Annotated in this window: 20 protein-coding genes and 4 tRNA genes; 12 read left to right on the top strand and 12 right to left on the bottom strand. The window is 59.7% G+C overall.

What is annotated here, in order from left to right:
* Together copC and L8K08_RS18725 are read right to left on the bottom strand one after the other, a co-directional pair.
* Positions 1-366: a copper homeostasis periplasmic binding protein CopC gene (gene copC, locus L8K08_RS18720; RefSeq protein ID WP_242199305.1), complete on the bottom strand. Its 366-nt coding sequence runs from the start codon at positions 364-366 to the stop codon at positions 1-3.
* Between the two features lie 18 nt (positions 367-384).
* A complete protein-coding gene (locus L8K08_RS18725) occupies positions 385-828 on the bottom strand; it encodes a GNAT family N-acetyltransferase (protein WP_242199306.1) in 444 nt (147 codons plus the stop codon).
* Between the two features lie 143 nt (positions 829-971).
* On the opposite strand from L8K08_RS18725, the gene L8K08_RS18730 reads away from it, so the two are divergent.
* Positions 972-1,592, top strand: coding sequence for a TetR/AcrR family transcriptional regulator (locus L8K08_RS18730; protein ID WP_145163765.1), 621 nt, complete (start codon positions 972-974; stop codon positions 1,590-1,592).
* Positions 1,593-1,817: 225 nt separating this feature from the next.
* Here the strand turns inward: L8K08_RS18730 and preA are convergent, their stop codons facing one another.
* The 3 genes from preA to hydA form a co-directional block, all read right to left on the bottom strand.
* Positions 1,818-3,092 carry an NAD-dependent dihydropyrimidine dehydrogenase subunit PreA gene (preA, locus tag L8K08_RS18735; protein WP_145163767.1) on the bottom strand — a complete coding sequence of 425 codons (1,275 nt, stop codon included), beginning with the start codon at positions 3,090-3,092 and terminating at the stop codon, positions 1,818-1,820.
* Positions 3,092-4,459, bottom strand: a complete 1,368-nt coding sequence (locus L8K08_RS18740) for an NAD(P)-dependent oxidoreductase (RefSeq protein WP_242199307.1) — start codon at positions 4,457-4,459, stop codon at positions 3,092-3,094. The genes preA and L8K08_RS18740 overlap by 1 nt, the downstream gene beginning before the upstream one ends.
* Positions 4,460-4,605: 146 nt before the next feature.
* On the bottom strand, positions 4,606-6,045 hold the full coding sequence (gene hydA / locus L8K08_RS18745; protein WP_242199309.1) for a dihydropyrimidinase: 1,440 nt from the start codon (positions 6,043-6,045) through the stop codon (positions 4,606-4,608).
* Positions 6,046-6,634: 589 nt separating this feature from the next.
* Here hydA and L8K08_RS18750 point away from each other — a divergent pair.
* Together L8K08_RS18750 and L8K08_RS18755 are read left to right on the top strand one after the other, a co-directional pair.
* Positions 6,635-8,122, top strand: coding sequence for an NCS1 family nucleobase:cation symporter-1 (locus L8K08_RS18750; protein ID WP_242199312.1), 1,488 nt, complete (start codon positions 6,635-6,637; stop codon positions 8,120-8,122).
* A 180-nt stretch (positions 8,123-8,302) separates the two neighbouring features.
* A complete protein-coding gene (locus tag L8K08_RS18755) occupies positions 8,303-9,586 on the top strand; it encodes a Zn-dependent hydrolase (protein WP_242199314.1) in 1,284 nt (427 codons plus the stop codon).
* Positions 9,587-9,710: 124 nt separating this feature from the next.
* Here the strand turns inward: L8K08_RS18755 and L8K08_RS18760 are convergent, their stop codons facing one another.
* From L8K08_RS18760 to L8K08_RS18775, 4 genes are all read right to left on the bottom strand, one after another.
* Positions 9,711-10,169 (bottom strand): transposase, encoded by a 459-nt coding sequence (locus L8K08_RS18760; protein WP_242199316.1) that lies wholly within the window; start codon positions 10,167-10,169, stop codon positions 9,711-9,713.
* A 341-nt stretch (positions 10,170-10,510) separates the two neighbouring features.
* The gene (locus tag L8K08_RS18765; protein WP_242199319.1) at positions 10,511-11,941 is read right to left on the bottom strand and encodes an efflux transporter outer membrane subunit; all 1,431 of its coding nucleotides are present in this window, start codon (positions 11,939-11,941) and stop codon (positions 10,511-10,513) included.
* Positions 11,925-13,091 (bottom strand): efflux RND transporter periplasmic adaptor subunit, encoded by a 1,167-nt coding sequence (locus L8K08_RS18770; protein WP_242199321.1) that lies wholly within the window; start codon positions 13,089-13,091, stop codon positions 11,925-11,927. Before L8K08_RS18770 ends, L8K08_RS18765 begins: the two co-directional genes overlap by 17 nt.
* Positions 13,081-16,302, bottom strand: coding sequence for an efflux RND transporter permease subunit (locus L8K08_RS18775; RefSeq protein WP_242199324.1), 3,222 nt, complete (start codon positions 16,300-16,302; stop codon positions 13,081-13,083). Before L8K08_RS18775 ends, L8K08_RS18770 begins: the two co-directional genes overlap by 11 nt.
* A gap of 226 nt (positions 16,303-16,528) precedes the next feature.
* Between L8K08_RS18775 and L8K08_RS18780 the strand changes: the two genes are divergently transcribed.
* Positions 16,529-16,939 carry a hypothetical protein gene (locus L8K08_RS18780; RefSeq protein WP_106578850.1) on the top strand — a complete coding sequence of 137 codons (411 nt, stop codon included), beginning with the start codon at positions 16,529-16,531 and terminating at the stop codon, positions 16,937-16,939.
* Here the strand turns inward: L8K08_RS18780 and L8K08_RS18785 are convergent.
* Complete coding sequence (locus L8K08_RS18785) at positions 16,936-17,097, bottom strand: hypothetical protein (RefSeq protein WP_178119724.1); 162 nt, start codon at positions 17,095-17,097, stop codon at positions 16,936-16,938. The genes L8K08_RS18780 and L8K08_RS18785 overlap by 4 nt on opposite strands.
* A gap of 211 nt (positions 17,098-17,308) precedes the next feature.
* On the opposite strand from L8K08_RS18785, the gene L8K08_RS18790 reads away from it, so the two are divergent.
* Complete coding sequence (locus tag L8K08_RS18790) at positions 17,309-17,971, top strand: peptidase C39 family protein (protein ID WP_145163786.1); 663 nt, start codon at positions 17,309-17,311, stop codon at positions 17,969-17,971.
* A 121-nt stretch (positions 17,972-18,092) separates the two neighbouring features.
* Here L8K08_RS18790 and pbpG read toward each other — a convergent pair whose 3' ends face one another.
* Together pbpG and folD are read right to left on the bottom strand one after the other, a co-directional pair.
* A complete protein-coding gene (gene pbpG, locus L8K08_RS18795; RefSeq protein ID WP_145163788.1) occupies positions 18,093-19,016 on the bottom strand; it encodes a D-alanyl-D-alanine endopeptidase in 924 nt (307 codons plus the stop codon).
* Between the two features lie 395 nt (positions 19,017-19,411).
* On the bottom strand, positions 19,412-20,266 hold the full coding sequence (gene folD / locus L8K08_RS18800; RefSeq protein ID WP_106578848.1) for a bifunctional methylenetetrahydrofolate dehydrogenase/methenyltetrahydrofolate cyclohydrolase FolD: 855 nt from the start codon (positions 20,264-20,266) through the stop codon (positions 19,412-19,414).
* A gap of 275 nt (positions 20,267-20,541) precedes the next feature.
* Here folD and L8K08_RS18805 point away from each other — a divergent pair.
* From L8K08_RS18805 to clpX, 7 genes are all read left to right on the top strand, one after another.
* Positions 20,542-20,618: transfer RNA gene (locus L8K08_RS18805), tRNA-Arg, on the top strand.
* Positions 20,619-20,650: 32 nt separating this feature from the next.
* Positions 20,651-20,726, top strand: a tRNA-His gene (locus tag L8K08_RS18810).
* Between the two features lie 56 nt (positions 20,727-20,782).
* Positions 20,783-20,867: transfer RNA gene (locus tag L8K08_RS18815), tRNA-Leu, on the top strand.
* Positions 20,868-20,944: 77 nt separating this feature from the next.
* Positions 20,945-21,020, top strand: a tRNA-His gene (locus tag L8K08_RS18820).
* Between the two features lie 567 nt (positions 21,021-21,587).
* Positions 21,588-22,898 carry a trigger factor gene (tig, locus tag L8K08_RS18825; protein ID WP_106578847.1) on the top strand — a complete coding sequence of 437 codons (1,311 nt, stop codon included), beginning with the start codon at positions 21,588-21,590 and terminating at the stop codon, positions 22,896-22,898.
* A 91-nt stretch (positions 22,899-22,989) separates the two neighbouring features.
* The gene (clpP, locus tag L8K08_RS18830) at positions 22,990-23,625 is read left to right on the top strand and encodes an ATP-dependent Clp endopeptidase proteolytic subunit ClpP (protein WP_083357884.1); all 636 of its coding nucleotides are present in this window, start codon (positions 22,990-22,992) and stop codon (positions 23,623-23,625) included.
* Positions 23,626-23,737: 112 nt separating this feature from the next.
* On the top strand, positions 23,738-25,021 hold the full coding sequence (gene clpX / locus L8K08_RS18835) for an ATP-dependent Clp protease ATP-binding subunit ClpX (protein WP_017136464.1): 1,284 nt from the start codon (positions 23,738-23,740) through the stop codon (positions 25,019-25,021).
* Positions 25,022-25,079: the final 58 nt, after the last annotated feature.

Raw genomic sequence — 25,079 nt, forward strand, 5'->3', positions numbered from 1 at the left:
TTATTGGCCGACCTTGAAGCTGTAACTGCCTTCACTCTTGTGGGTGTCCACGGACACGGCGTGCCATTCCACTTTGTAGGTGCCGGCGGCCAGCGGTGCCGCCGGCGTGACCACCAGGACTTTCTTGTCGGCGTCCGGGGTTTCCAGGCCTTTGATCGCGACTTCGGTGCCGTCCTTGCTCAGGGACACTTTGGTGAACGTCGCTTCGACGCCTTCGGTGAAGGTCAGGCGCAGGTCAGCGGGCGCGGCGACGGAGCTGTCAGCCGCCGGTGTCGAACTCTCGAGGTGGGCATGGGCAAAGGCCGCCGAGGCGCCCAGCAAGGAGGCGAGCAGGGCGACGGTGGTCAGGGTTTTCTTGATCAACATTGTTCAATACCTTCAGGTTTAAAGAGTCGGTAAGGCCATGTGCAGCAAGGGAAAGGGTTTGCCTTCGCCATCCAGCGGCGAGCGCGCGACCTGGATGAAACCATAGTGGAGGTAGAAGCCCACGGCCTGCGGGTTTTGTTCGTTTACATCCACCGTCAGCGTGTCGTGGCGCGCGCGGGCGTGGTCGAGCAATTGGCGGCCGATACCCTGGCCACGGCGATCGGGGTCGATAAACAGCATTTCTACATTGTGCCCGCCGGTGCCGATAAAACCGGCGATGCCGTTCTGGTCTTCATAGACCCAAACGTCGAGGGCCGGCATCGGCAGGTAAGCGTCGCGTACCAGCGGCAGTAAACGCTGGATGTCATCCTCGGGGAGGAAGTCATGGGTGGCCCGCACCGAGCGTTCCCACAGTGCTCCCAGCACAGGGTCGTCGGCGGCCACGCGAGGTCGGATAGTCATGGCAATGATCCTTCATGGGGATCGCGATCCTAACCAATCCGTTTTGCAGGGGAAAGGTTCGCGTAAGAAGTTTCATTATGCCTTGTCGCCGCGATCTAGAGCCGATGGTAGTCTTGAGGCCATGTTGTTGTCGGGGAGCCCTTATGGGCAATCACAAGATCGGAATTCGGCGGGTCAACGTCGAAAAAATCCTGCTGGCGGCGGAGAAAATCTTCGCTGAAAAAGGCTACGGCAGCACCGCCATGGCTGACATCGCTGAAGAAGTGCAACTGCCACGCTCCAACCTGCATTACTACTTCACCACCAAAAGCGAACTGTACAGCGCGGTGCTGTTCGACCTGCTGGAGGTGTGGAAGCAGGATGCCCTGAGCTTTGAAACCTTCGATGACCCGCGGGTGGTGCTCAGCAGCTACATCCGCGCCAAGATGCAGCGCTCGCGTACGCGGCCGTATGGCTCGAAAGTCTGGGCCAACGAAATTATCCACGGCGCGCCGACGCTCGGTGAGGCGCTGGACGAAAGCCTGTACGACTGGGCCAAGATGAAAGAAGCGAAAATTCGCCAGTGGGTGGAGGACAAACGCATCCTGCCGGTGGAACCGTCGAGCCTGCTGTACATGATCTGGGCATCGACCCAGCACTATGCCGACTTTGACCACCAGGTGAAGATTCTGAATGATCACCAGCCGTTGTCGGACATGCAGTTCGAGAAGGCGATTCAGACGGTGACCGCGGTGATATTGCGCGGGATTGGGTTGGAGCCTTAAGCCTTGTGCGAAGGCTGAAGGCCCTATCGCAGGCAAGCCAGCTCCCACAGTTGACCGCATTTTGCCTGAAGGAATGCAGTGGGCTGTAAGGCGGTCCAGTTGGGTTGGAGCCTTGAGCTTGTGTGAAGGCTGATGGCCCTATCGCAGGCAAGCCAGCTCCCACAGTTGAATATGTTCACCGATCAAATGTGGGAGCTGGCTTGCCTGCGATAGCGGTTTAAAGGACTACACAGCCTCCCGATACGGATTACGTGGGTCCTGCGTCCAATTCAAAAACGGCTTGCCCGTGTCCATCGGCACCATCTCGATGCAATCGGCCACCGGGCAGGTGATCTGGCACAGATTGCAGCCCACGCACTCATCATCGATCACCTCGTATTTATGCGTGCCATCCACTTGCTTCAAGCTCGCGATAGCCTGGTGCGACGTGTCCTCACAGGCAATGTGGCAACGCCCACAGCCAATGCAGGCTTCCTGGTCAATCTTGGCGATCACCTGATAATTGATATCCAGGTACTTCCAATCGGTGGTATTGCCCACCGCGCGCCCGGAAAATTCCTGCAGGCTTTTGTAGCCTTGGCTGTCCATCCACCGCGACAGCCCGTCCTTCATCTCTTCCACAATCCGAAACCCATGCAACATGGCCGCCGTGCACACCTGCACCGCGCCGCAACCCAGCGCGACGAATTCCGCCGCGTCGCGCCAGTTGCCGATGCCGCCAATCCCGCAAATCGGCAGGCCTTGGGTCTGCGGGTCGCGGGCGATTTCCGCGACCATGTTCAACGCGATCGGCTTGACGGCCGAGCCGCAATACCCGCCATGGGTACTTTGGGTGCCGACCACCGGCAGGGCGACCATGCGCTCAAGGTCGACACTGGTGATGGAGTTGATGGTATTGATCAGCGACACCGCGTCCGCACCGCCGCGATACGCCGCACGCGCCGCCACGCGGATGTCGGTGATATTTGGCGTGAGCTTGACGATCACCGGCAGCGAGCAATACGTCTTGCACCAGCGCGTCACCTGTTCCACGTACTCCGGCACCTGGCCGACCGCTGCGCCCATGCCTCGCTCGGGCATGCCGTGGGGGCAACCGAAGTTCAGCTCGATGCCGTCGCAGCCCGTGGCTTCCACCAGCGGCAGGATGTTTTTCCAGGATTCTTCAACACAGGGCACCATCAGCGACACAATCAGCGCGCGGTCCGGCCAGTCCTTTTTCACCTGGGTGATTTCGCGCAGGTTGATCTCCAGCGAGCGGTCGGTGATCAACTCGATATTGTTGATGCCCAATACTTCACGGTTGGCGCCGTAGTGCGCGGAATAGCGTGACGACACGTTGACCGCCGCCGGGTCTTCACCGAGGGTTTTCCAGACCACGCCGCCCCAGCCGGCTTCAAAGGCGCGGACCACGTTGTAGGCCTTGTCGGTGGGCGGTGCGGAGGCCAGCCAGAACGGGTTGGGGGCTTTGATACCGGCGAACACAATCGAGAGATCGGCCATTACGCAGCCTCCACATTCAGCATGAGTTGGGCGTGCATGGCTTCAGCCGCCAGCTTGCCGTGTTGTACCGCCTGCACGGTGAGGTCCTGGCCCAGGCTGACGCAATCGCCGCCGGCGTACACCCCGGGAATGCTGGTGCGCAGGTGTTCGTCAACAAAGATGCGTTCGCCCACGCGGTGCAGTTGCTGGGCCAGCGGATCGTGCAATGCCTCATTGTCGAAGCCCTGACCGATGGCTTTGAAAATCGCATCGGCAGCCAGTTCAAAGGTCTCGCCGGTAGGGTGCAGGCGGCCGTTGTCCATACGTGTGCGAGCGAAGCGCATGCCGCGCACGTGGCCTTGATCATCCAGCAACACTTCTTCGGGTTGGGCCCAGGTCAGCAGGCGCACCTGATTGGCCTTGGCGATGTCCTGCTCATGGTGGGTGGCGCCCATGTCCGCCAAGCCACGCCGGTACACCAGGTTCACATCGCGGGCGCCGAGGCGGGCCATTTGCACGGCCATGTCGATGGCGGTGTTGCCCGCGCCAAGCACGATGCAGCGGTCGGCCAGCGGCAGTTGGCTAAGGTCGTCGGCCTGGCGCAGTTCGCGGATGTAGTCGGTGGCGGCAAGCAGGCCCGGAGCGTCCTCGTGTGGCAGGCCGAGCTGTTTGCTGGCGGCGAGGCCGAGGCCAAGAAACACGGAGTCGAATTGCTGGTGCAGTTCGCTCAAGGTCAGGTTGTCACCCAGGCGCTGGCCGTGGCGGATTTCGATGCCGCCAATCTCGAGCAGGAAATCCAGCTCCTTCTGGGCAAAGTCATCCACCAGTTTGTACTTGGCGATCCCGTATTCATTCAGGCCGCCGGCCTTTTCTCGCGCTTCGAAAATCACCACATCATGGCCGTGCAGGGCGGCGCGATGGGCACAGGCCAACCCCGCAGGCCCGGCGCCGACCACGGCGATGCGCTTGCCGGTCGGTGCGGCGCGCTGGAAGGGGTGTTCGCTGAAGTGCGCGTTGTCGATGGCGTAGCGTTGCAACAGGCCGATCAGCACCGGCGCGCATTCTTCGGCGTTGTTACGCACGCAGGCTTGCTGGCACAGAATTTCGGTGGGGCAAACCCGTGCGCAGCTGCCGCCGAGGATGTTGGCCGAAAGAATCTTCTGCGCGGCGCCCTGGACGTTTTCAGTGTGGATATTGCGGATGAACGACGGGATGTCGATCTCGCTGGGGCACGCATTTACGCACGGCGCGTCGTAGCAATACAGGCAGCGCGAGGCTTCAAGTGCAGCCTGGCGGGCATTGAGGGGCGGCGCCAGGTCGGTGAAATGGCTGGCGAGTGTCGGCCCATCTTCATGGGGATGGGGGAGGTGGGTCAGGGTCTGGATCACTGTATTGGCCTCACGGTTTTTTGCCTCTGGCGGGCATTGATTTTTTTGTCGCTTGGACTGGCCTCATCGCAGGCAAGCCAGCTCCCACAGTTGAATTGTGTGAACCCGATCAAATGTGGGAGCGGGCTTGCCCGCGATTGGCGGTATCAGCGTTTCACAGCTACAGGCCTGGAATGCTCCGCCCGCTTGCTCAACTGCTCAAACACCGACGGATACGCCGGGCGTTCTACATACCGCCCGGCACCGCGTTCGGCGCGCAGGTCGCCATCGGCCCAGACCAGCTTGCCCTGGCTGATGGTGTGGCTCGGCACGCCGCGTACGGTCTTGCCTTCGAAGATGTTGAAATCGACTTTCTGATGGTGGGTCTTCGCCGAAATCGTGCGCGTACCCGCCGGGTCCCACAGCACCAGATCCGCATCGGCACCCACGCGAATCGCACCTTTGCGTGGGTAAAGATTGAAGATCTTCGCGGTGTTGGTGGAGGTCAGCGCGACAAACTCCTGCATCGACAGACGCCCAGTGTTGACGCCTTCGTGCCACAGCAACGCCATGCGGTCTTCGATACCGGCAGTGCCGTTGGGGATTTTGCTGAAATCGTCACGGCCGGCGGCTTTTTGCTCGGCGCAGAAGCAGCAATGGTCGGTGGCGGTGGTGTGCAGGTTGCCCGATTGCAGACCATGCCACAGCGCCTCTTGATGCCCGCGCGGGCGGAAGGGCGGGCTCATCACGTAGCCGGCGGCGGTTTGCCAGTCAGGGTGTTGGTAAACGCTGTCGTCGAGCAGCAGGTGGCCGGCGAGCACTTCGCCGTACACCGCCTGGCCCTTGCCACGGGCGTAGGTGATTTCATCCAGCGCCTCCTTGGTCGATACGTGCACCAGGTACAGCGGCGTGCCGATGGTTTCGGCGATACGAATCGCCCGGCTGGCGGCCTCGCCTTCGACCTGGGACGGGCGCGACAGCGGGTGCGCTTCCGGCCCGGTGATGCCCTGGGCCATCAGCTTGCGTTGCAGGTGATACACCAGCTCACCGTTTTCTGCGTGCACCGTCGGCACTGCGCCGAGTTCCAGGCAGCGCTCGAAGCTGGCGACCAGGGTGTCATCAGCCGCCATGATCGCGTTCTTGTAGGCCATGAAATGCTTGAAGCTGTTGATGCCGTGGTGGCTGACCAGCTCGGCCATTTCCTCGCGCACCTGCTCGCTCCACCAAGTGATCGCCACGTGAAAGCCGTAGTCGGAGGCAGACTTTTGCGCCCAGCCGCGCCACTGGTGGAAAGCTTCCATCAAGGATTGCTGCGGGTTGGGAATCACAAAGTCGATGATCGAGGTGGTGCCGCCCGCCAGACCTGCCGCGGTGCCACTGAAAAAGTCTTCACTGGCCACGGTGCCCATGAAGGGCAATTGCATGTGCGTATGCGGATCGATGCCGCCGGGCATCAAGTATTGGCCACTGCCATCGAGTGTTTCAGTGCCGGCGGGAATATCCAGATCCGTGCCAATAGCGCGAATTAGACCGCCTGCGCAAAACACATCGGCGCGGTAACTTTCATCATGGGTAATAACGGTGGCGCCACGGATCAACAGCGACATGTCGAGTTCCTCACAGGCTTGACCGGCTTGTGCCAGTTCTAAGTGTTGTAATGCTGCTTGCCGATGATCAATTAAATCCTGTCATCGGTGACAGGAATAGAAACTAGCCCGAGTTTTTCGAATGAGCAAGAAGATTTTTTATAAGCTTATATCGCGTTTAACTAATTGATTTATAAAGATAAAAATATAAATTCACCAAAATGTGGCGGCCGTTCACCATTTTGACGCACTTGACAGGTTCTTAATGTGAGCAACATTTCTTATTGCAAATCAGACGCTTGAGACATGCCCCTTGACGGCGACAGGAAATAAAAATAATTGTGTTGCACCAGATTGAGTCCTGACAGTTCGGCAACTTCGCATTATTTAGCCTGAGTGATGCGGCAAGTTCCGAGGGCGCAATCGGAAAGCTGATTAACATCAGCACGTTATATAAGCGGTGCGGGTTCAAGGTGGCAGGTCGGCACGGTTATTGAGTGCAGTGGCGGCTGGCCGGACCCGTGATGTCATGTTGTTTACGAGGTACTCCGGCCACCCTGCGCTCAGCGTTGGGTGAGCAACAATAATTCGAAAAAACCGTGGAGCGGCCATGCAACAGAACAGATCGCAAGTCATTGAACGCAACGGCCTGTACGAACTCGACGCCGGCGCCGACGTCCTCGACAGCCCCCGCTACAACCACGACATGGCACCGACCAAGGTGCACGAACGCACCTGGAACAAGTGGCACATCACCGCGCTGTGGGTCGGCATGTCGATCTGCGTGCCCACTTACACGCTCGGCGGGGTGCTCACCGCCTACTTCGGCTTGTCGGTGGGCGAGGCGCTGATGGCGATTTTGCTGGCCAATATCGTGGTGCTGATCCCGCTGACCCTTAACGCGTTTCCCGGCACCAAGTACGGCATTCCGTTTCCCGTCTTGTTGCGTTCGTCGTTTGGCATCCTGGGTTCCAACGTGCCGTGTCTGATTCGCGCGCTGGTGGCGTGCGGCTGGTTTGGTATCCAGACGATGTTCGGCGGGCTGGCGATTCACCTTTTTCTGGGCTCGATTTTCGAGGGCTGGAAATCCCTTGGCGGTACGGGTGAAGTCATCGGCTTCATGATTTTCTGGTGCCTGAACCTGTGGGTGGTGCTGCGCGGCGCCGAGTCGATCAAACGCCTCGAAACCCTGTCTGCGCCGTTGCTGGTGGCGGTGGGGATCGGCCTGCTGGTGTGGGCGATGCCGAATGTGTCACTCAGCGAGCTGATGGCGATTCCACCCAAGCGCCCCGAAGGCGCGAGCCTCACCGGTTACTTCATGGCGGGGCTTACGGCGATGGTGGGTTTCTGGGCGACGTTGTCGCTGAATATTCCCGACTTCAGCCGCTACGCCAAAAGTCAGAAGGACCAGATTCTCGGTCAGATTTTCGGTCTGCCGCTGACCATGTTCCTGTTCGCGGCCCTTGGCGTGATCATGACCGCCGCGTCAGTGAAACTGGTGGGCGTCAGCGTCTCCGACCCGGTGACCTTGATCGGGCACATCCAAAGCCCGGTGTGGGTGGCCATCGCGATGCTGCTGATCATCATCGCCACCTTGTCCACCAACACCGCGGCGAACATCGTCTCACCGACCAACGACTTCCAGAACATCGCGCCCAAGCTGATCAACCGCACCACTGCGGTGATCCTCACTGGCCTGGTGGGGCTTGCGTTGATGGGCCACGAGCTGCTGAAAAAACTCGGGCTGATCGTCTCGGACGTGAGCCTGGAAACCGTGTATTCGAACTGGTTGCTGGGCTATTCAAGCCTGCTGGGGCCGATCGCCGGGATCATGGTGGTGGACTACTTCATCACCCGCAAACAGCAGCTCGACCTGGCCGGTTTGTACCGTGACGACGTGTACCCGGCGTGGAACTGGAGCGGTTTTACCGCCTTCGGCGTGCCGGTGGTGCTGACCCTGCTGTCGCTGGGCAGTGATGCGTTCAGCTGGTTCTACAGCTATGGCTGGTTTACCGGATCGGCGTTGGGCGGCGTGTTGTATTACGGGCTGAATGCCAAGCGCAGAGCCTTGCCGCTCGCAGTAAAAACACCCCTGTAAAAGGTTGAAATGCAATCCATATGTGGGAGCGGGCTTGCCCGCGAATGCGGTCTTCCAGCCGACATTTGCAGCGACTGACACGGCCCCTTCGCGAGCAAGCCCGCTCCCACATTTTCAGACCCCATTTCCAACCGTTGGAATCGCGTCAATTCATAAGAAATGTAGCCTGAGGAGACCCCCATGAACGCTGCCATCGACGTTCTGCAATCCACCCATCAGCACATCAACCGCGACCGCTTGTGGCAGTCGCTGATGGACCTGGCCAAGTTCGGCGCCACACCCAAGGGCGGCGTGTGCCGACTGGCCCTCACCGACCTCGATCGCAAAGCCCGTGACCTGTTTGTTCAGTGGTGCGAGGAAGCTGGTTGCACCGTGACCATCGACGGAATCGGCAACATCTTCGCCCGTCGCCCGGGTCGCAATCCCGACTTGCCGCCAGTGATGACGGGCAGCCATATCGACACCCAGCCCACGGGTGGCAAGTTCGACGGTTGCTTCGGCGTGTTGGCGGGCGTGGAAGTGTTGCGCACCCTCAATGACCTCAAGATCGAAACCGAAGCACCGCTGGAAGTGGTGGTGTGGACCAACGAAGAAGGCTCGCGCTTTCCACCGTGCATGATGGGTTCGGGCGTGTTTGCCGAGAAATTTACCCTGGCCGAGACCTTGGCCAAGGTGGATGTGGAGGGCGTGAGTGTGGGGGATGCGCTCAATGCAATTGGCTATGCGGGCACGCGGCCGGTCAGTGGGCATAAGGTCGGGGCTTACTTCGAGGCGCATATTGAACAAGGGCCGATTCTTGAGGATGAAAAGAAAACCATCGGCGTGGTGTTGGGGGCTCTGGGGCAAAAGTGGTTCGACCTGAAACTGCGCGGTGTGGAGGCGCATGCGGGGCCGACGCCGATGCACTTGCGCAAAGATGCGTTGGTGGGCGCGGCAGCCGTGGTGGCGGCGGTGAATGCGGCGGCGCTGGGGCATCAGCCGCATGCGTGTGGCACTGTCGGGTGCCTGCAGGCTTATCCTGGATCGCGCAACGTCATCCCCGGTGAAGTGCGCATGACCCTGGACTTCCGTCACCTGGAGCCGGCACGCCTGGATTCGATGATTGCCCAGGTGCGCAAGGTGATCGACGAAACCTGTGCCAAGCATGGGCTGACGTTTGAGCTGGAACCCACCGCCGATTTCCCGCCGTTGTATTTCGATAAAGGCTGCGTGGACGCTGTGCGGGATGCGGCGAATGGGCTGGGGTTGTCGAACATGGACATCGTCAGCGGGGCAGGGCACGACGCGATCTTCGTCGCCGAACTCGGCCCGGCCGGGATGATCTTTGTGCCGTGCGAAGGCGGCATCAGCCATAACGAAATCGAGAACGCCGCACCGGATGACTTGGCGGCGGGGTGTGCGGTGTTGTTGAGGGCGATGGTGGCCGCTTCGGCAGCGATCGCCAGCGGCAAACTCGCTGCCTGACAGGCGGTTGAAAAATGTGGGAGGGGCTTGCCCCCGATGGCAGTGGGTCATTTAGCTGAGCTGGCTCTGATACACCGCGATCGGGGGCAAGCCCCCTCCCACATTTGAACGGGTTTGCTGGATGCTAGACCCAAATTGCGTCCCATAACGGGTAGTCGCCAATCCGTTGCACCAACCCGGCCCGCAGTGGATTGGCCACCACATACCTGGCCATTTGCACCAAGTCATCCTCCTTGCGCAGCGCGCGGTCATGGAAACTTTCCTGCCAGAGCCTTCCCTTGCGCCCACTTGCGCCATTGACCGACCGCGTGCTCTTGGATTTCACATGCCGCATCAAGTCTGCCAGCGAGCCTTTTTGCAGTTCGATAATCCAGTGGAAATGGTCCGGCATGATCACCCACGCCAGGGAGTTGGCGAGCCCTTGGTATTGGGCCAGCCGAAATTGCCAGACCACCAGGCGACCCAGGTGGAAGTTGCTAAAGATGGGAAGACGTTCGTGAGTGTTGGTGGTGATGAGGTAGATGCGGTTGGGTTCGCTGAAGCGTCCAATACGCAGGCGGTGTGAAGCGGGTAAGTCAGGCATTCCTTGGCCTCTCTCTGGGTGGGTGTTGAGAGGCTAGATCGGGTAATCCAGGAGTGATCGACAGGCTTTTGGCAGGATGTGTCTGGAGGGCCGCCATCGGGGGCAAGCCCCCTCCCACATTGGATCTGAGGTGTTCATACATTGTGTGTCTGGCGCAGAACCCCTGTGAGAGGGCAAGCCCCCACCCACATTGGATCTGAGGTGTTAATACATTGTGTATCTGACGCAGAACCCCTGTGGGAGGGGGCTTGCCCCCGATAGCGGTGTATCAGATACAAATAAGCCTTATGGCACACCACCATCGAGGGCAAGCCCCCTCTCACATTGGAACCGAGCTGAACCTACGAGCGATCTGAGGCGCCCGGTTGCCATCCACCGCCGAGCGCCGTCACCAACCCCACACTCGCCTGCAACTGCCGCGTCTGCACCGCCTGCAAGGTCCTTTGCGCCTGCAACGCCGCTGTCTGCGCCGTCACCACATCCAGGTAACTCACGGCTCCCGCCTGATAGCTGTTCATCGCCAGTGACTGCGTATGCTCTGCCGCATCCGCCGCCGCTTGTTCGTCCTGCGCTTCCTGCTGCAAATCCCTTAGCTGCGCCAGGTTGTCTTCCACCTCGCGCACGGCTTTGAGCACATGGCTGCGGTATTGCGCCGACGCCTCTTCAAACTCGGCTTTGGCCTGACGTTCATTGGCACTCAAGCGTCCGCCATCAAAGATCGGCAAGTTCACCAACGGCCCCAGCGCCCAGTAGCGGTTATCGGCGGACAGCAGGTTGCCAACCCCCTGAGTTTGCCCGCCAATCAACCCGGTCAAGCTGAAGTCCGGGTACCACGCGGCCTTCGCCACGCCGATGTTGGCATTGGCAGCAAACACTCGGCGTTCCGCCGCCGCGATGTCCGGGCGCCGTTGCAACAGGTGGCTGGGCAACTGCGATGGAATCCCTGGCAGCGCAATCAATTGCTGGCTGGGTGGCAAGCTGAAGTTACTGGCCGCCACGCCCACCAATTCGCCAATCGCGTGTTCGGTCAGGTTGCGTTGCCCGCGCACTTCGTCCAGTTGCGCCTTGGCTTCGGCCAGTTGGTTTTGCGCACGGGTGAGGTCCAGCTCCGAGGCAATCTGGCCTTCGTAACGGCTGCGCGTGAGTTGCAACGCCTGGCTGAAATCGTCCAGTGAGCTGTTCAGAATCCGGCTCTGCGCATCCAGCCCGTTGAGCTGCACATACAGCGTCGCCAACTGGTGCTGCAGGCTCAGGCGCGCCACCGCCAAATCATCGCCGGATGCTTGCGCCTGGGCATCGCCGGCCGCGACCTGGTTGCGAATCTTGCCCCACAGGTCCAGGTCGTAGCTCAGCGAGAAACCCGCCGTATTGCTGTTGTACACCGACGGCTGCGTATCCCCGCGCAGTGGTCGTGTGTCCGATTGCCGCTGACGCAGCGGCTGCGCACTGGCGGTAATTTGCGGGAACAACCCGGCGTGCAACTGGCTGGCATACGCCTGGGACGCATCGAAATGCGCCAATGCCGCCGCCAGATCCGGGTTGGCCTTGAGCAGTTGCTGTTGCAGGTCGGTCAGGCGCGGGTCGTTGTAGAGCTTCCACCACTCGGGCGCCAGTTGGTCGGACGGCTGCGCGCTGTGCCACGGGCCATCGCTGGTCTGTTCGCGATAGCCGGCCGGCAGGTCCACCGACGGCACCTGGTAGGTGGGCGCCATCGAGCAGCCCTGCAACAGCAGCAGCATCAACGCCGCCAGGGGTTTAAGCCTTGGGCGCATGCGCACCTCCGGCGTCGGCCAGTTGCACGGGGTCGCCTTCGCGCAGGGCATCGGGCGGGTTGTCGACCACGCGGTCGGCGGGTTTCAAACCTTGGTCGATCACCAGCCGTTCGCCGAGGTCGAGGCCGATGTGGATGCCTTGCAGGTGCACGTGATTTTGCGCGTCCAGCACCGCAACCTGGGTACCTTGGGCGCGGAAGATCAGTGCGCTGGCCGGGATGCTCACGCCGTGGGTGTCCGCCGGAATGGGCAGCGTGGCTTCGGCGTAATCACCGGGCAGCAATTCGCCGTTGGGGTTGTCGGCGACGAACTGCGCAAGCAGGGTGCCGGAGCGGCGGTCGATGGCCGTGGAGTCGCCGATCAGGCGCGCCTTGAAGTGCTCGCCGGGGTGCTCGGGCACCGTCAGCTCGGCTTCTAACCCTGGATGAATCACGGCTGCATAGTTCTGCGGCACGGGCACGTAAAGTCTGAGTTGATGGGTATCGGCAATGTTGAACAGCTCCGGGTCGCTGTCGGTATCAGCCTTGATCAACTGGCCAATATCGGTGTTGCGCGCGGTGATGGTGCCGGCGAACGGCGCGCGGATGGTCTTGTAGCTTTCCAGTGCCGACAGGCGTGCGTAGTCGGCGGCGGCCGCCTCGGCGTTGGCTTTGGCGGCGGCAGCGTTGGAGGTTTTTTCATCGGCCTCCTGACGCGACACCGAATGGCTGGCCAACAGGTTCTGCCAGCGCGTGGCGGTGGTTTCGGCCAGGCGTGCGTTGGCTTGCTCCTGCACCAGCCGCGCGTGGGTCTGCGCCATTTGCTGGTCGAGGTCGGGGCTGTCGATTTCGGCGAGCACTTGCCCGGCTTTGACCTGGGTGCCGATGTCGGCTTTCCAGTCCTTCAAGTAGCCGCTGACGCGTGCATGGATCGGCGCCTTGCTCCAGGCCTCAAGGTGCGCGGGCAGGCGCAAGGTGTCGCCGGCCACGTTTTGTTTGGGCTGGAACACCATCACTTCCGGGATGGCGGCGGTTTCGGTCCAGGCACTCACCGATTGTTCGTGTATCGTGCGGGCGTGCAGGCCGTTGGCGACCAACAGGGCGGCCAGTGTCAGGCCGCCGACACCCATGAGCATCAGACGCTTGCGCGAGGGTTTGTGATCAGACGACATGTGAAGTTTCTCCAGCAGCAGCGCGAGTAGGGTGACGACCGTGGACCAGGCTGAAGACCACGGGTACAAACAACAGGGTGGCGACGGTGGCGAAGATCAAGCCGCCGATCACCGCCCGGCCAAGGGGCGAGTTCTGATCTTCGGACAACGCCAGCGGCAACATGCCGATGATCATCGCCAGAGCCGTCATGCACACCGGCCGGAAGCGCGTGTAACCGGCCTCCATCGCGGCCTTCAACGCATCGCCATGTTCGGCCAGGCGTTCACGGCAGAAGCTCACCACCAGGATCGAGTTGGCGGTGGCCACGCCCATGCACAAGATGGCCCCGGTCAACGCCGGCACCGACAGCGAAGTGCCGCTGAGGAACAGCATCCACACGATGCCCGCCAGCGCGGCCGGCAAGGCGGTGATGATCACGAACGGGTCGGCCCACGACTGGAAGTTGACCACGATCAGCAAGTAGATCAGCACCACGGCGCCAAGCAGGCCGAAGCTCAAACCACTGAAGGCTTCGTGCAGCGCATCGATCTGCCCATGCAGGCTGATCACCGCGCCTTTGGGGCGCATGGAGGCAGTGTCATCCAGCACTTTTTGCACATCGCGCGCCACGCCGCCGAGGTCGCGGCCTTGCACGTTGGCATACAGGTCCAGGGTGGGTTCGATGTTGTAGTGGGTCACCACTGCCGGGCTTTGCACGCGTTCGATGGTGGCTACGCCGCCGAGAATTTGTGACTGGCCATCGGCCCCGGTGACCGGCAAGGCTTCCAGGGACGGCAGGCTGTCGAGGCGGTATTGCGGCGTTGCCGCCACGATAGAGTATGACACGCCGTTGGCCGGGTTGAGCCAGAAGGTCGGCGCGGTTTGCGAGCTGCCGGCGAGGGAGGCGACCATGCTGTTGGTCACGTCACGCTCGGTGATGCCCAGGCCATTGGCGCGCATGCGATCAACATTGACTTGCAGCGACGGATAGCCGGTGGACTGCTGGATGCGCAGGTCGGCGATGCCCGGAATGTGCGAAAGGCGACGTTCGAGTTCGACCGCGTAGGTGCGGTTTTCTTCATCGCTGCGCCCGGAGATTTTCACGTCCAGCGGGGCCGGTGCGCCGAAGTTGAGGATTTGGCTGCTGATGTCCGCCGGCAGGAACGCGAAGTGGCTGCCGGGGAAGCTTTCCGGCAAGGCTTCACGCAGTTTTTTCACGTAGTCGGCGGTGGGCGCGTGGTCTTTTTTCAGCGTGACCTGGATGTCGCCATCCTGCGGGCCGATGGTGCCGCTGCTGCTGTAGGCCATGTCGATGCCGCTGAGCGGAATGCCGATGTTGTCGACGATGGTGTCGAGTTCTTCGGCGGGTATCACTTCGCGAATCCGCGCTTCAATCCGGTCGAACGCCGCCGCGCTTTCTTCAATCCGCGTGCCCAGCGGCAAACGCACGTGAAGGGCGAGGGCGCCGGCGTCGGTGGCCGGGAAGAAGTCCTGGCCCAGGCTGGGCAGCAGCAGAAACGAGGCAAGCACGCAGGCCAGGAAGCCGACGATAAAGCGCTTGCGGTTGCCCAGCGCGAGAATCAGCAAGCCGTGGTAAGTGTCGCGGATATTCGAGAAGTGGCGCTCGAAGCCTTGCTGAAAATTGAGCACCGATTGCAGCACGGCGTTGCGCGGTTTTTTGTGCTGATCGCCTTCGTGGTGGTTGATGAATGCATCTTCGGGGTGATGCCCGGCGCCTTGTTCCGGTGTGTGCGGCTTGAGCAGGAACATCGCCAGGGTCGGCACCAGGGTGCGCGAAAGGATGAACGAGCTGGCCATGGCGAAAATCACCGCCAGCGCCATTGGCCGGAACAGGTAGCCGGCGATGCCTTGCAGCAGGAACATCGGCACGAACACGATGCAGATACACAGCAGCGAGACGAACGCCGGGCCGACGATTTGTGCGGCGCCGTCGAGGATCGCGGTCTTCACCGCCTTGCCTTGTTCCAGGTGCCAGTTGATGTTTTCGATGGTGACCGTGGCGTCGTCCACCAGAATCCCCACCGCCAACGCCAGTCCGCCCAGGGTCATGACGTTGAGGGTTTGCCCGGTGACCGCCAGCAGTGCGATCGCCGACAGCACGGCCAAGGGAATCGACGCGGCGATGATCAGCGTCGAACGCCAGCTGCCGAGGAACAGCAGGATCATCGCGCTGGTCAGCAGTGCGGCGATAATGCCTTCCTGGGCCACGCTGCCCACCGATTGCTTGACGAACACCGAGGCGTCGCCCAGCAGCGAGGTCTTCAGCGACGGCGGCAGGGTTTCGTTGATGCGCGGCAACATCTGGCGGATGCCGTCGATGATCGACAAGGTCGAGATGCTGCCGTTTTTCAACGCCGGCATCAGCACCGCGCGGTGGCCGTCGACGCGTACGATGTTGGTCTGCGGCGGCGAGCCGTCACGCACGTGGGCCACTTGGCCGATGGTGATCAGCGCGCCATCGACCGTCTTGATCGGCAGATCGTTGAGTTCATCAATCGCCTTGGGGCTGTTGTTGAGCAGGATCGTGTATTCGTTGGGCCCGAGTTTGGCGGTGCCCACCGGGATGATCTGGTTCTGCAGCGCCAGGGCGTTGCCCACGTCCTGCGCCGACAGGCCTTTGGCCGCCAGGGCTTGCGGGTCGAGGTCGAGGGTGATCTGGCGCTGCTTGCCGCCCATTGGCGTGGGCATGGCCAGGCCGGGCAGGGCGCTCAGCGGCAGGCGAATGTTGTTCTGCACCAGGTCACGGATCTTGGCTTCCGAAAGGCTGGGGCTGGAGAACGCCATTTGCAGGATCGGCACCGTGGAGGCGCTGTAGTTGAGGATCAGCGGTGGCGTGATGCCCGGTGGCATCTGCTTGAGCACGGTTTGTGACACCGCGGTCACTTGCGCGTTGGCGGTGCGGATGTCGACCCCAGGCTGGAAGAAGATCTTGACGATGCCCATGCCGGGCAGCGATTGCGATTCTATGTGTTCGATGTCGTTGACGGTGGTGCTCAGGGAGCGTTCGTAGGTGTAGATCACCCGGCCGGCCATGGCGTCCGGCGACAGGCCGTTGTACTGCCAGACCACCGCGACGACGGGGATGCCGATATCGGGGAAAACATCCGTAGGGGTTTTCAGGGCCGCCATCGGCCCGACGATACAGATGAATATGGCCAACACGATAAACGTGTACGGCTTTTGCAGTGCGGTCTTTACCAGCCCGAGCATGCGTGAACCTCCGAGGGAGCAGAATTGCAAACCCCGGCAGTCTTGCCCGACCCACCTAACACGCACCTTTCAGCCAGGTGAAGGAACATTTAGTTAACGGCTGAAGATCGTTTCATATGTATTCATTTGTTCTACAAAGGGCAGCTCTCCAAGCTTGTCTCCCATCGGACGCGACACATTTTGACGCCGTCCAACGTTTTTTTCTGATGTCCTTTGGAGCCCTGCCATGTCACTTAAACCATTGTTGTTGATCCCAGCCCTTGGTGCTGTTTTGTTGTTGTCGGCCTGCGCCGGCCCGATTCCCAAGGCTGACCCGAGCGAAGCCTGGATTGGTTTGAAAGAAGAGGCGCCGAATGACCTGATGGCCGAGCGTGTCGACGGCAAGCGCGTGGACGACGGGCGCTTTTTTGAGGTGACACCGGGTGACCATCGCCTGGATGTGACCTTATTCGAGGAGGAGGCGGGCGATGACAATCAGCAGGATTGCCAGGGCCGGGTCGAGTACAAGCATTTTCAGGCGGGTGAGCACTACACCCTGACTGAATCGAGCCTGGGCACCACCGTGCGTGCCGTCCTCAAGGACGGGCACGGCAAGGAAGTCGCAGCGACTCAAGACTTCAATTGCATGCCCGGCTAGGCGTGATGCACCGCGGCCTTGGGGTGTTTGGCCGGTGCAGCGGGTTTGACGTGGGGGTGATGATGCCGGCGAGTCACGCGCATGACCCCCCACAACATGGCGCTGGCTACCGCCAGCCAACCGCAGATCAACAGGAAAATCGTTGTTGCAAGGCTCATTCGGGCCTCCTTTCGCCCCGCAGGGGGCACACACAGTCTTCTCAATGGACAGTCTAGCTACCTGACGGTTGCCTGCTATTGACCAATGGTCGAGTCCATCCAACTTGTTTGCTCTATCCAGCGCATTTTACTGACGCCTCGGGCTATACCCGCCGTGCGGAGCATCCTATGATCAGGGCCCTTACCGGCAGTTGATCAAGAGAGTAAAAAATTGCGGTTACGGTCGAACGTTAAAACATCCTTGCTGCTGGCCTGCGCCCTGGGGCTCGCGGCCTGTTCCGGGCACCCGTCGAGGTTGGCGGGCCTGCCGGAGCGTGTCGAACTCAACGGCGTGCCGACCTTTCGCAGCGAGGCTTACCTGAGTGGCCCCTCGGCTTTAGCCAGCATGCTGTCGCAACAAGGCATTGTCATGACACCCGGCTTGCTGGATAAGCCCCTGCACTTGCCAGGCGGCGAGGCGGACCTGGAGCGCAACATGCAGGTGCTGGCGCGTGAATACGGGCTGATGGTGTATCCGCTGGACAACCAGCTGACGGCCGTGCTGGCGCAGGTGGCGGCGGGTTACCCGGTGATGGCGCGGATCAACCCGAGCTTTTGGTCCGGCACACGCTATGTCGTGGTGGTGGGGTTCAACCAACAGAAGAGCACGGTGCTGTTGCGCTCGGGCATGGACCGGCGTTTGGTGATGAGCTTCAGCGACTTTGAGTCAGCGTGGAAGAGCGCAGGCAACTGGGCCATCCTGACTCAGCGTCCGAGCCAGCTTCCGGCGAATGTGGATGAGCAGCGCTGGCGGGCGGCGGCGAACGCGACCGCCCAAGCCGGCCAGGAGCAGGCGGCGGCGCAGGCGCTCAAGGTGTTGGCGCAAAGGAAGTAAAAATACGCTGAACCCCACGTGGGAGCGGGCTTGCTCGCGAAAGCCGAGTGTCAGTCGATACATTCATGACTGACCCACCGCCTTCGCGAGCAAGCCCGCTCCCACATTGGAACTGCGGTGCTTAGCGACGCACTTCTGCGGCGTTAGGGCGGTTCTTCAGGTTCTTGTCGGCCTTGTAGCGCAGCGCTACGTCCGGCACCGAACCGCTCTTGCCAGTCTCGACCCAGTTGCGAATGCGGCCGGCATCGGCAAAGTGGGTGAATTTGCCAAAGGCATCCAGAATCACCAGCGACACTGGGCGGTTACTCATGCTGGTGACCAGCACCAGGCAGTGGCCAGCCTGATTGGTGAAACCGGTCTTGGTCAATTTGATGTCCCAGTTGGCGCGGTTGATCAGGTGGTCAGTGTTGGAGAAACCCAGGGTGTAGTTGGGTTTGCGAAACGACACGGTCTTTTCCTTGGTGGTGCTCAACTGACTCAGCATCGGAAACTTGCGCGCATAGGCCAGCAGCTTGCTCAAGTCGCGCGCGGTGGAGACGTTGTGAATCGACAGCCCGGTGGGTTCGACATAGTGCGTGCTGGTCATGCCCAGGGCCTTGGCCTTGGCGTTCATTGCAGCAATAAAGGCTGGGTAGCCGCCTGGGTAGTGGTGGGCCAGGCTGGCGGCAGCGCGGTTTTCCGACGACATCAGGGCAATCAGCAGCATTTCCTTGCGCGGCATTTCGCTGCCGATTTTCACGCGCGAGAACACGCCTTTCATTTCTGGCGTGTCTTTGATGTTGATGTCGATGTATTCGTCCATGTTCTGCTTGGCTTCAAGCACGATCAGGCCGGTCATCAGTTTGCTGACGGAGGCGATGGGCACGACGACATCGGGGTTGCTGGAATAGATGACTTTGTTGGTCTGCAGGTCAACCAGCATGGCGCTGCCGGAAGCGATCTGCAGTTTGGAGGTGTCGCGCGGGGCCAAGGTGGTTTCGGCTGCGTGCGCGAAGGTGCCTGTAAATGCAAAAAATAGGCTGACAATAGAGAGACGAATTTTCACGCGGGTGAACTCGCTAAAAAGTAAGGAAATACCGTTCAGGAACGGGTTATATGACAAATGCCGTTACATTTTAGGAGTATGGATCAGAAAGCGATAGAGAGCCTTTAAAGAAAGGCTGTAAGCCGATGATTGGTCAGGGTTGTACCGATTTTTTAAAAAACCTGGTCACCGCGCCAGGTTTTTTTTAAGGCGGCTTAGGCCGACGGTTTTACCCGCGTGCGCCGGGTGAAGTTGCCCACATAGTCAGGGCAGGGTGCTTACAGGCAAATAGCCCACTTTCAGTGTTGTAAACGAGGCAGGCCAGGCGGGTAGCGCAGCCACCGGCAGGTCCTCGGTTAATTGCGCCCAATAAAAAAGCCCCGCTGTCAGGCGGGGCTTTTCATGGCAGTCACTTATCAGTCGTGCAGTGTTTCTGCCGCGTACAAGGTGTTTTCCAGCAGGCATGCTCGAGTCATCGGGCCAACGCCGCCTGGCACTGGTGTAATCCAGCCGGCGCGGGGCAGGGCGGTTTCGTACACCACATCGCCGACGAGCTTGCCGTCTTCCTGGCGGTTGATGCCCACGTCGATGACGATGGCGCCTTCTTTGATCCACTCACCTTTGACCAGGCCGGGTTTGCCGGCAGCCACGACTACCAGGTCGGCGCGGCCGACATGGCCAGCGAGGTCTTTGGTGAAACGGTGAGTGACGGTCACGGTGCAGCCAGCCAGCAGCAACTCCATGGCCATCGGGCGACCGACAATGTTGGACGCGCCGACGACGACGGCATCGAGGCCGTACAGATCTACACCGGTGCTTTCCAGCAGGGTCATGATGCCTTTCGGGGTGCACGGGCGCAGCAGCGGGATACGCTGGGCCAGGCGGCCGACGTTATACGGGTGGAAACCGTCGACGTCTTTGTCGGGACGGATGCGCTCCAGCAGTTTGGAAGCATCCAGGTGCTCGGGCAGTGGCAGCTGCAGCAGGATGCCGTCGATACCCGGGTCGTCATTGAGGCTGTCGATCAGGTCGGTCAGGGCCTGCTGGGTGGTGTCTTCCGGCAGGTCGTAGGCCTTGGAAATAAAGCCGACCTCTTCACAGTCTTTACGCTTGTGCGAGACATAAACCTGAGAGGCAGGATCGCTGCCGACCAGGATCACCGCGAGGCCAGGCGTGCGCAGGCCTTGCTGGCTACGCTCGGTGACTCGTTTGGCGATCTGCTGGCGCAGGCTGGCGGCGATTGATTTGCCGTCGATAAGTTGTGCAGTCATTACGCGTGATTAACCATCGAGAGGGGGAAGAAAAGTGCGCGCATTCTCGCATGCCAAGACGTGAGGGCAAAGGCGCTTGGTCTGCAAATTGCCCTAACCCCTTAAATAAAATGAATTTTTTTCAAAAAAGATTTGACGGGTTTCCGAGGCGTCTATACTATTCGTCGCACTTGTCGGGCACAGCCTAGCACTGGTTAAGAAGGTCGAGCACAATTGTTGTCGTGCAAGGCTGGAAGCATTTAGTTTGTAATCCTCCAAGAGTACAGATTAATCAGGCGCCCGTAGCTCAGCTGGATAGAGCATCCGCCTTCTAAGCGGATGGTCGCAGGTTCGAGTCCTGCCGGGTGCGCCATTAGGCAGCTTTGGCACAAGTAGCGCTATATGGTGGGCGTAGCTCAGTTGGTAGAGCACGGGATTGTGACTCCCGTTGTCGAGGGTTCGATCCCCTTCGTCCACCCCATATTTTAAAAGGCGCCAGATTAATCATCTGGCGCCTTTGCTTTAAGAGCTTCAAGCGCGGATGTGGTGGAATTGGTAGACACACTGGATTTAGGTTCCAGCGCCGCGAGGCGTAAGAGTTCGAGTCTCTTCATCCGCACCAATTAAAGCTTTGCACCGCCGTCAGGGGATGCGAGGTTCGACAAAGAAGATGTTTGAGTTCTTTGTTTATGCAATATGGTGGGCGTAGCTCAGTTGGTAGAGCACGGGATTGTGACTCCCGTTGTCGAGGGTTCGATCCCCTTCGTCCACCCCATATTCAGAAAAAGCGCCAGATCAATGATCTGGCGCTTTTTTTTTGCGCCGAAAATTTCCATCTGCCACGAGCGGTGTCTTGACGCCAAGAAAAAGCAAGCATTCTCAATGCCTTGGCGTTAGAATCGTTGCCGGTTTTGAGCGTGTAGAACTGATTCCCGGCTATATCAGGGTCAGTGCAGCTATTTAATAGCGAATAACGGCGCAGTACCTGAAAAGGGCTGTGCCGTTTTTGTTTAAGTGTCTTGAGTTTCCGGGGTGGGGCGTTTCGTCGTATTTGTGTGTCTCGATGCTGCTGCCGCGCCCTTCGGCCTTGCACGCAAGGTCGGTCGCCAAGGGTGCGCATCTACGCTCTTCTATATATAGAAGGCTGATGCAGAGCCCTGGCGTGATGAGCTGTATTTGCTAACGGGATAAAGTGCATGCGTGCACTTGAACCTATAAATGGCCTGCTGTTTTTCTACCCGTTTTCAGTAGGGTGACTTCTTGAGTTTGACCCACTAGAATGCATGCCCTTGATTCTGGGGTCGGAAACGGCCGGCTAACGTCTGTGCAACGAGGAATATCCATGCAAGTTTCTGTTGAAAATACTACTGCTATCGAGCGCCGCCTGAGCATCACCGTGCCGGCAGAGCGTATTGAGACTGCGGTCAACAAGCGTCTGCAGCAGACTGCCCAAAAGGCCAAGATCGCTGGTTTCCGTCCAGGCAAAGTGCCAATGAGCGAAATCAAGCGTCGTTTTGGCGCCGATGCGCGTCAGGAAGCTGTAGGTGACGTGATCCAGGCTTCGTTCTACGAAGCTGTTGTCGAGCACAAGCTGAACCCGGCTGGCTCGCCTTCGATCGAACCTAAATCCCTGGAAGCCGGCAAAGACCTGGAATACGTTGCCGTATTCGAAGTGTTCCCGGAGTTCACCGTTGCCGGTTTCGAAGACATCGCCGTAGAGCGCCTGAGCGCTGAAGTGGCCGATGCCGACCTGGACAACATGCTGGAGATCCTGCGCAAGCAGAACACCCGTTTCGAAGCGGTCGATCGCGCTGCTCAGAACGAAGACCAGTTGAACATCGATTTCGTTGGCAAGGTTGACGGCGAAGTATTCGCTGGCGGCTCCGCCAAGGGCACTCAGCTGGTGCTGGGTTCCAACCGCATGATCCCTGGCTTCGAAGACGGCCTGGTTGGCGCCAAAGCTGGCGAAGAGCGCGTTCTGAACCTGACGTTCCCTGCTGACTACCAGAACCTGGACCTGGCCGGCAAAGCCGCCGAGTTCACCGTGACCGTCAACAGTGTTTCCGAGCCTAAGCTGCCAGAGCTGAACGAAGAGTTCTTCGCTCAATTCGGTATCAAGGAAACCGGTATCGACGGCTTCCGCACCGAAGTTCGCAAGAACATGGAGCGTGAACTGCGTCAGGCCATCAAGTCCAAGGTCAAGAACCAGGTCATGGACGGTCTGCTGGCCGCCAACCCGATCGAAGTGCCTAAGGCCCTGCTGTCCAACGAAGTGGATCGCCTGCGCGTTCAAGCGGTTCAGCAGTTCGGTGGCAACATCAAGCCTGACCAACTGCCGGCCGAGCTGTTCGAAGAGCAAGCCAAGCGCCGCGTTGTGCTGGGTCTGGTCGTGGCTGAAGTGGTCAAGCAATTCGACCTCAAGCCTGACGAAGATCGCGTTCGCGAAATGATCCAGGAAATGGCTTCCGCCTACCAGGAGCCAGAGCAGGTCGTGGCTTGGTACTACAAGAACGACCAGCAGCTGAACGAAGTACGTTCGGTTGTGCTGGAAGAACAAGTTGTGGATACTGTTCTGCAGAAGGCTAAGGTGACCGACAAAGCGGTCTCTTACGAAGAAGCAGTCAAACCGGCGGAAGCAGCACAAGCCGACTGATTGTCCAACTCGTTCGAAATACAACCATAAGCCAGCCTCGCGCTGGCTTATGCGTTTTCAAGACATGACTATTTGGGAGTAACTGCAGAGCATGTTCCGTAATTCCTATATTCAGCAGAACTCTGATATCCAGGCCGCAGGCGGCCTGGTCCCGATGGTTGTCGAGCAATCTGCTCGTGGCGAACGCGCCTATGACATCTACTCGCGCCTGCTCAAGGAACGAGTGATCTTTCTGGTCGGCCCTGTAGAGGACTACATGGCCAACTTGATCTGCGCGCAACTGCTGTTCCTTGAAGCGGAAAACCCGGACAAGGACATCCATCTTTACATCAACTCCCCGGGCGGTTCGGTGACGGCGGGTATGTCGATCTACGACACCATGCAGTTCATCAAGCCAAACGTGTCGACGACCTGCATCGGTCAGGCCTGCAGCATGGGCGCGTTCCTGCTCACCGCGGGTGCCGAGGGCAAGCGCTACTGCCTGCCTAACTCGCGCGTGATGATTCACCAGCCGCTGGGCGGCTTCCAGGGCCAGGCGTCGGACATCGAAATTCACGCCAAGGAAATCCTGTTTATTCGTGAGCGCCTCAACACGTTGATGGCCAAGCACAGCGGGCACACCCTGGAAGAAATCGAGCGTGACACCAATCGCGACAACTTCATGAGCGCGGAAGCTGCACGCGCCTATGGGTTGATCGACGCAGTGATCGAAAAGCGCCCCGCTTAATATAAGCACCTCAAAATAGGGCTGGTCGGCATGTCCGACCACCGGCGGGCTTGAAAAAGCCCGCATAAGCCTTCATCTTGTGTTGCAAGCCTATCGGATTTGGATCGAACGAATGACTGACACCCGCAACGGCGAGGACAACGGCAAGCTGCTCTATTGCTCCTTCTGCGGCAAAAGCCAGCATGAAGTACGCAAATTGATTGCCGGCCCCTCGGTGTTTATCTGCGACGAGTGCGTCGACCTGTGCAATGACATCATCCGCGAGGAGGTGCAGGAAGCTCAGGCCGAAAGCAGCGCGCATAAATTGCCTTCGCCTAAAGAAATCAGCGGCATCCTTGATCAGTATGTGATTGGTCAAGAGCGTGCAAAGAAGGTTCTGGCCGTAGCGGTGTACAACCACTACAAGCGCTTGAACCAGCGTGACAAGAAAGGTGACGAAGTCGAACTCGGCAAGAGCAACATCTTGCTGATCGGCCCTACAGGCTCGGGTAAAACCTTGCTTGCAGAAACCCTCGCTCGCCTGTTGAACGTTCCGTTCACCATCGCCGACGCCACCACCCTCACCGAGGCTGGCTACGTGGGTGAGGACGTCGAGAACATCATTCAGAAACTGCTGCAGAAGTGCGACTACGACGTAGAGAAGGCCCAGATGGGTATTGTCTACATCGACGAAATCGACAAGATTTCGCGCAAGTCCGACAACCCGTCGATCACCCGCGATGTTTCCGGTGAAGGCGTGCAGCAGGCCCTGTTGAAACTGATCGAAGGCACGGTTGCTTCCGTTCCGCCTCAAGGTGGTCGCAAGCACCCGCAGCAGGAATTCCTTCAGGTTGATACGCGCAACATCCTGTTCATCTGTGGCGGTGCGTTTTCCGGTCTGGAAAAGGTTATTCAGCAACGTTCCACGCGTGGCGGCATCGGTTTCGGTGCGGAAGTGCGCAGCAAGGAAGAAGGCAAGAAGGTGGGCGAGTCCCTGCGTGAAGTCGAGCCTGACGATCTGGTCAAGTTCGGTCTGATCCCGGAATTCGTTGGCCGTCTGCCGGTCCTGGCCACGTTGGACGAGCTGGATGAGGCTGCTTTGATTCAGATTCTCACCGAGCCGAAAAACGCCCTGACCAAGCAATACGCCAAGCTGTTCGAGATGGAAGGTGTAGACCTCGAGTTCCGTACCGACGCACTCAAATCAGTGGCCAAGCGGGCACTGGAGCGCAAGACTGGTGCACGTGGTTTGCGCTCGATTCTCGAAGGCGTTTTGCTCGACACCATGTACGAAATCCCCTCGCAGTCCGAGGTGAGTAAAGTGGTGATCGACGAAAGCGTTATCGAAGGCAAATCCAAGCCACTGTATATCTACGAAAACAGTGAGCCGGCTGCCAAGGCTGCACCAGACGCTTAAGCGTTTTGCAGTTGCAGTACAAGCAAGGGGCCTTTCGGGGCCCCTTCTTTTTTGGGGC

The sequence above is a fragment of the Pseudomonas sp. TREG-RG-20F-10-E-6-01 genome (assembly GCF_022662455.1).
In the GTDB taxonomy this organism is placed as follows: Bacteria; Pseudomonadota; Gammaproteobacteria; order Pseudomonadales; family Pseudomonadaceae; genus Aquipseudomonas.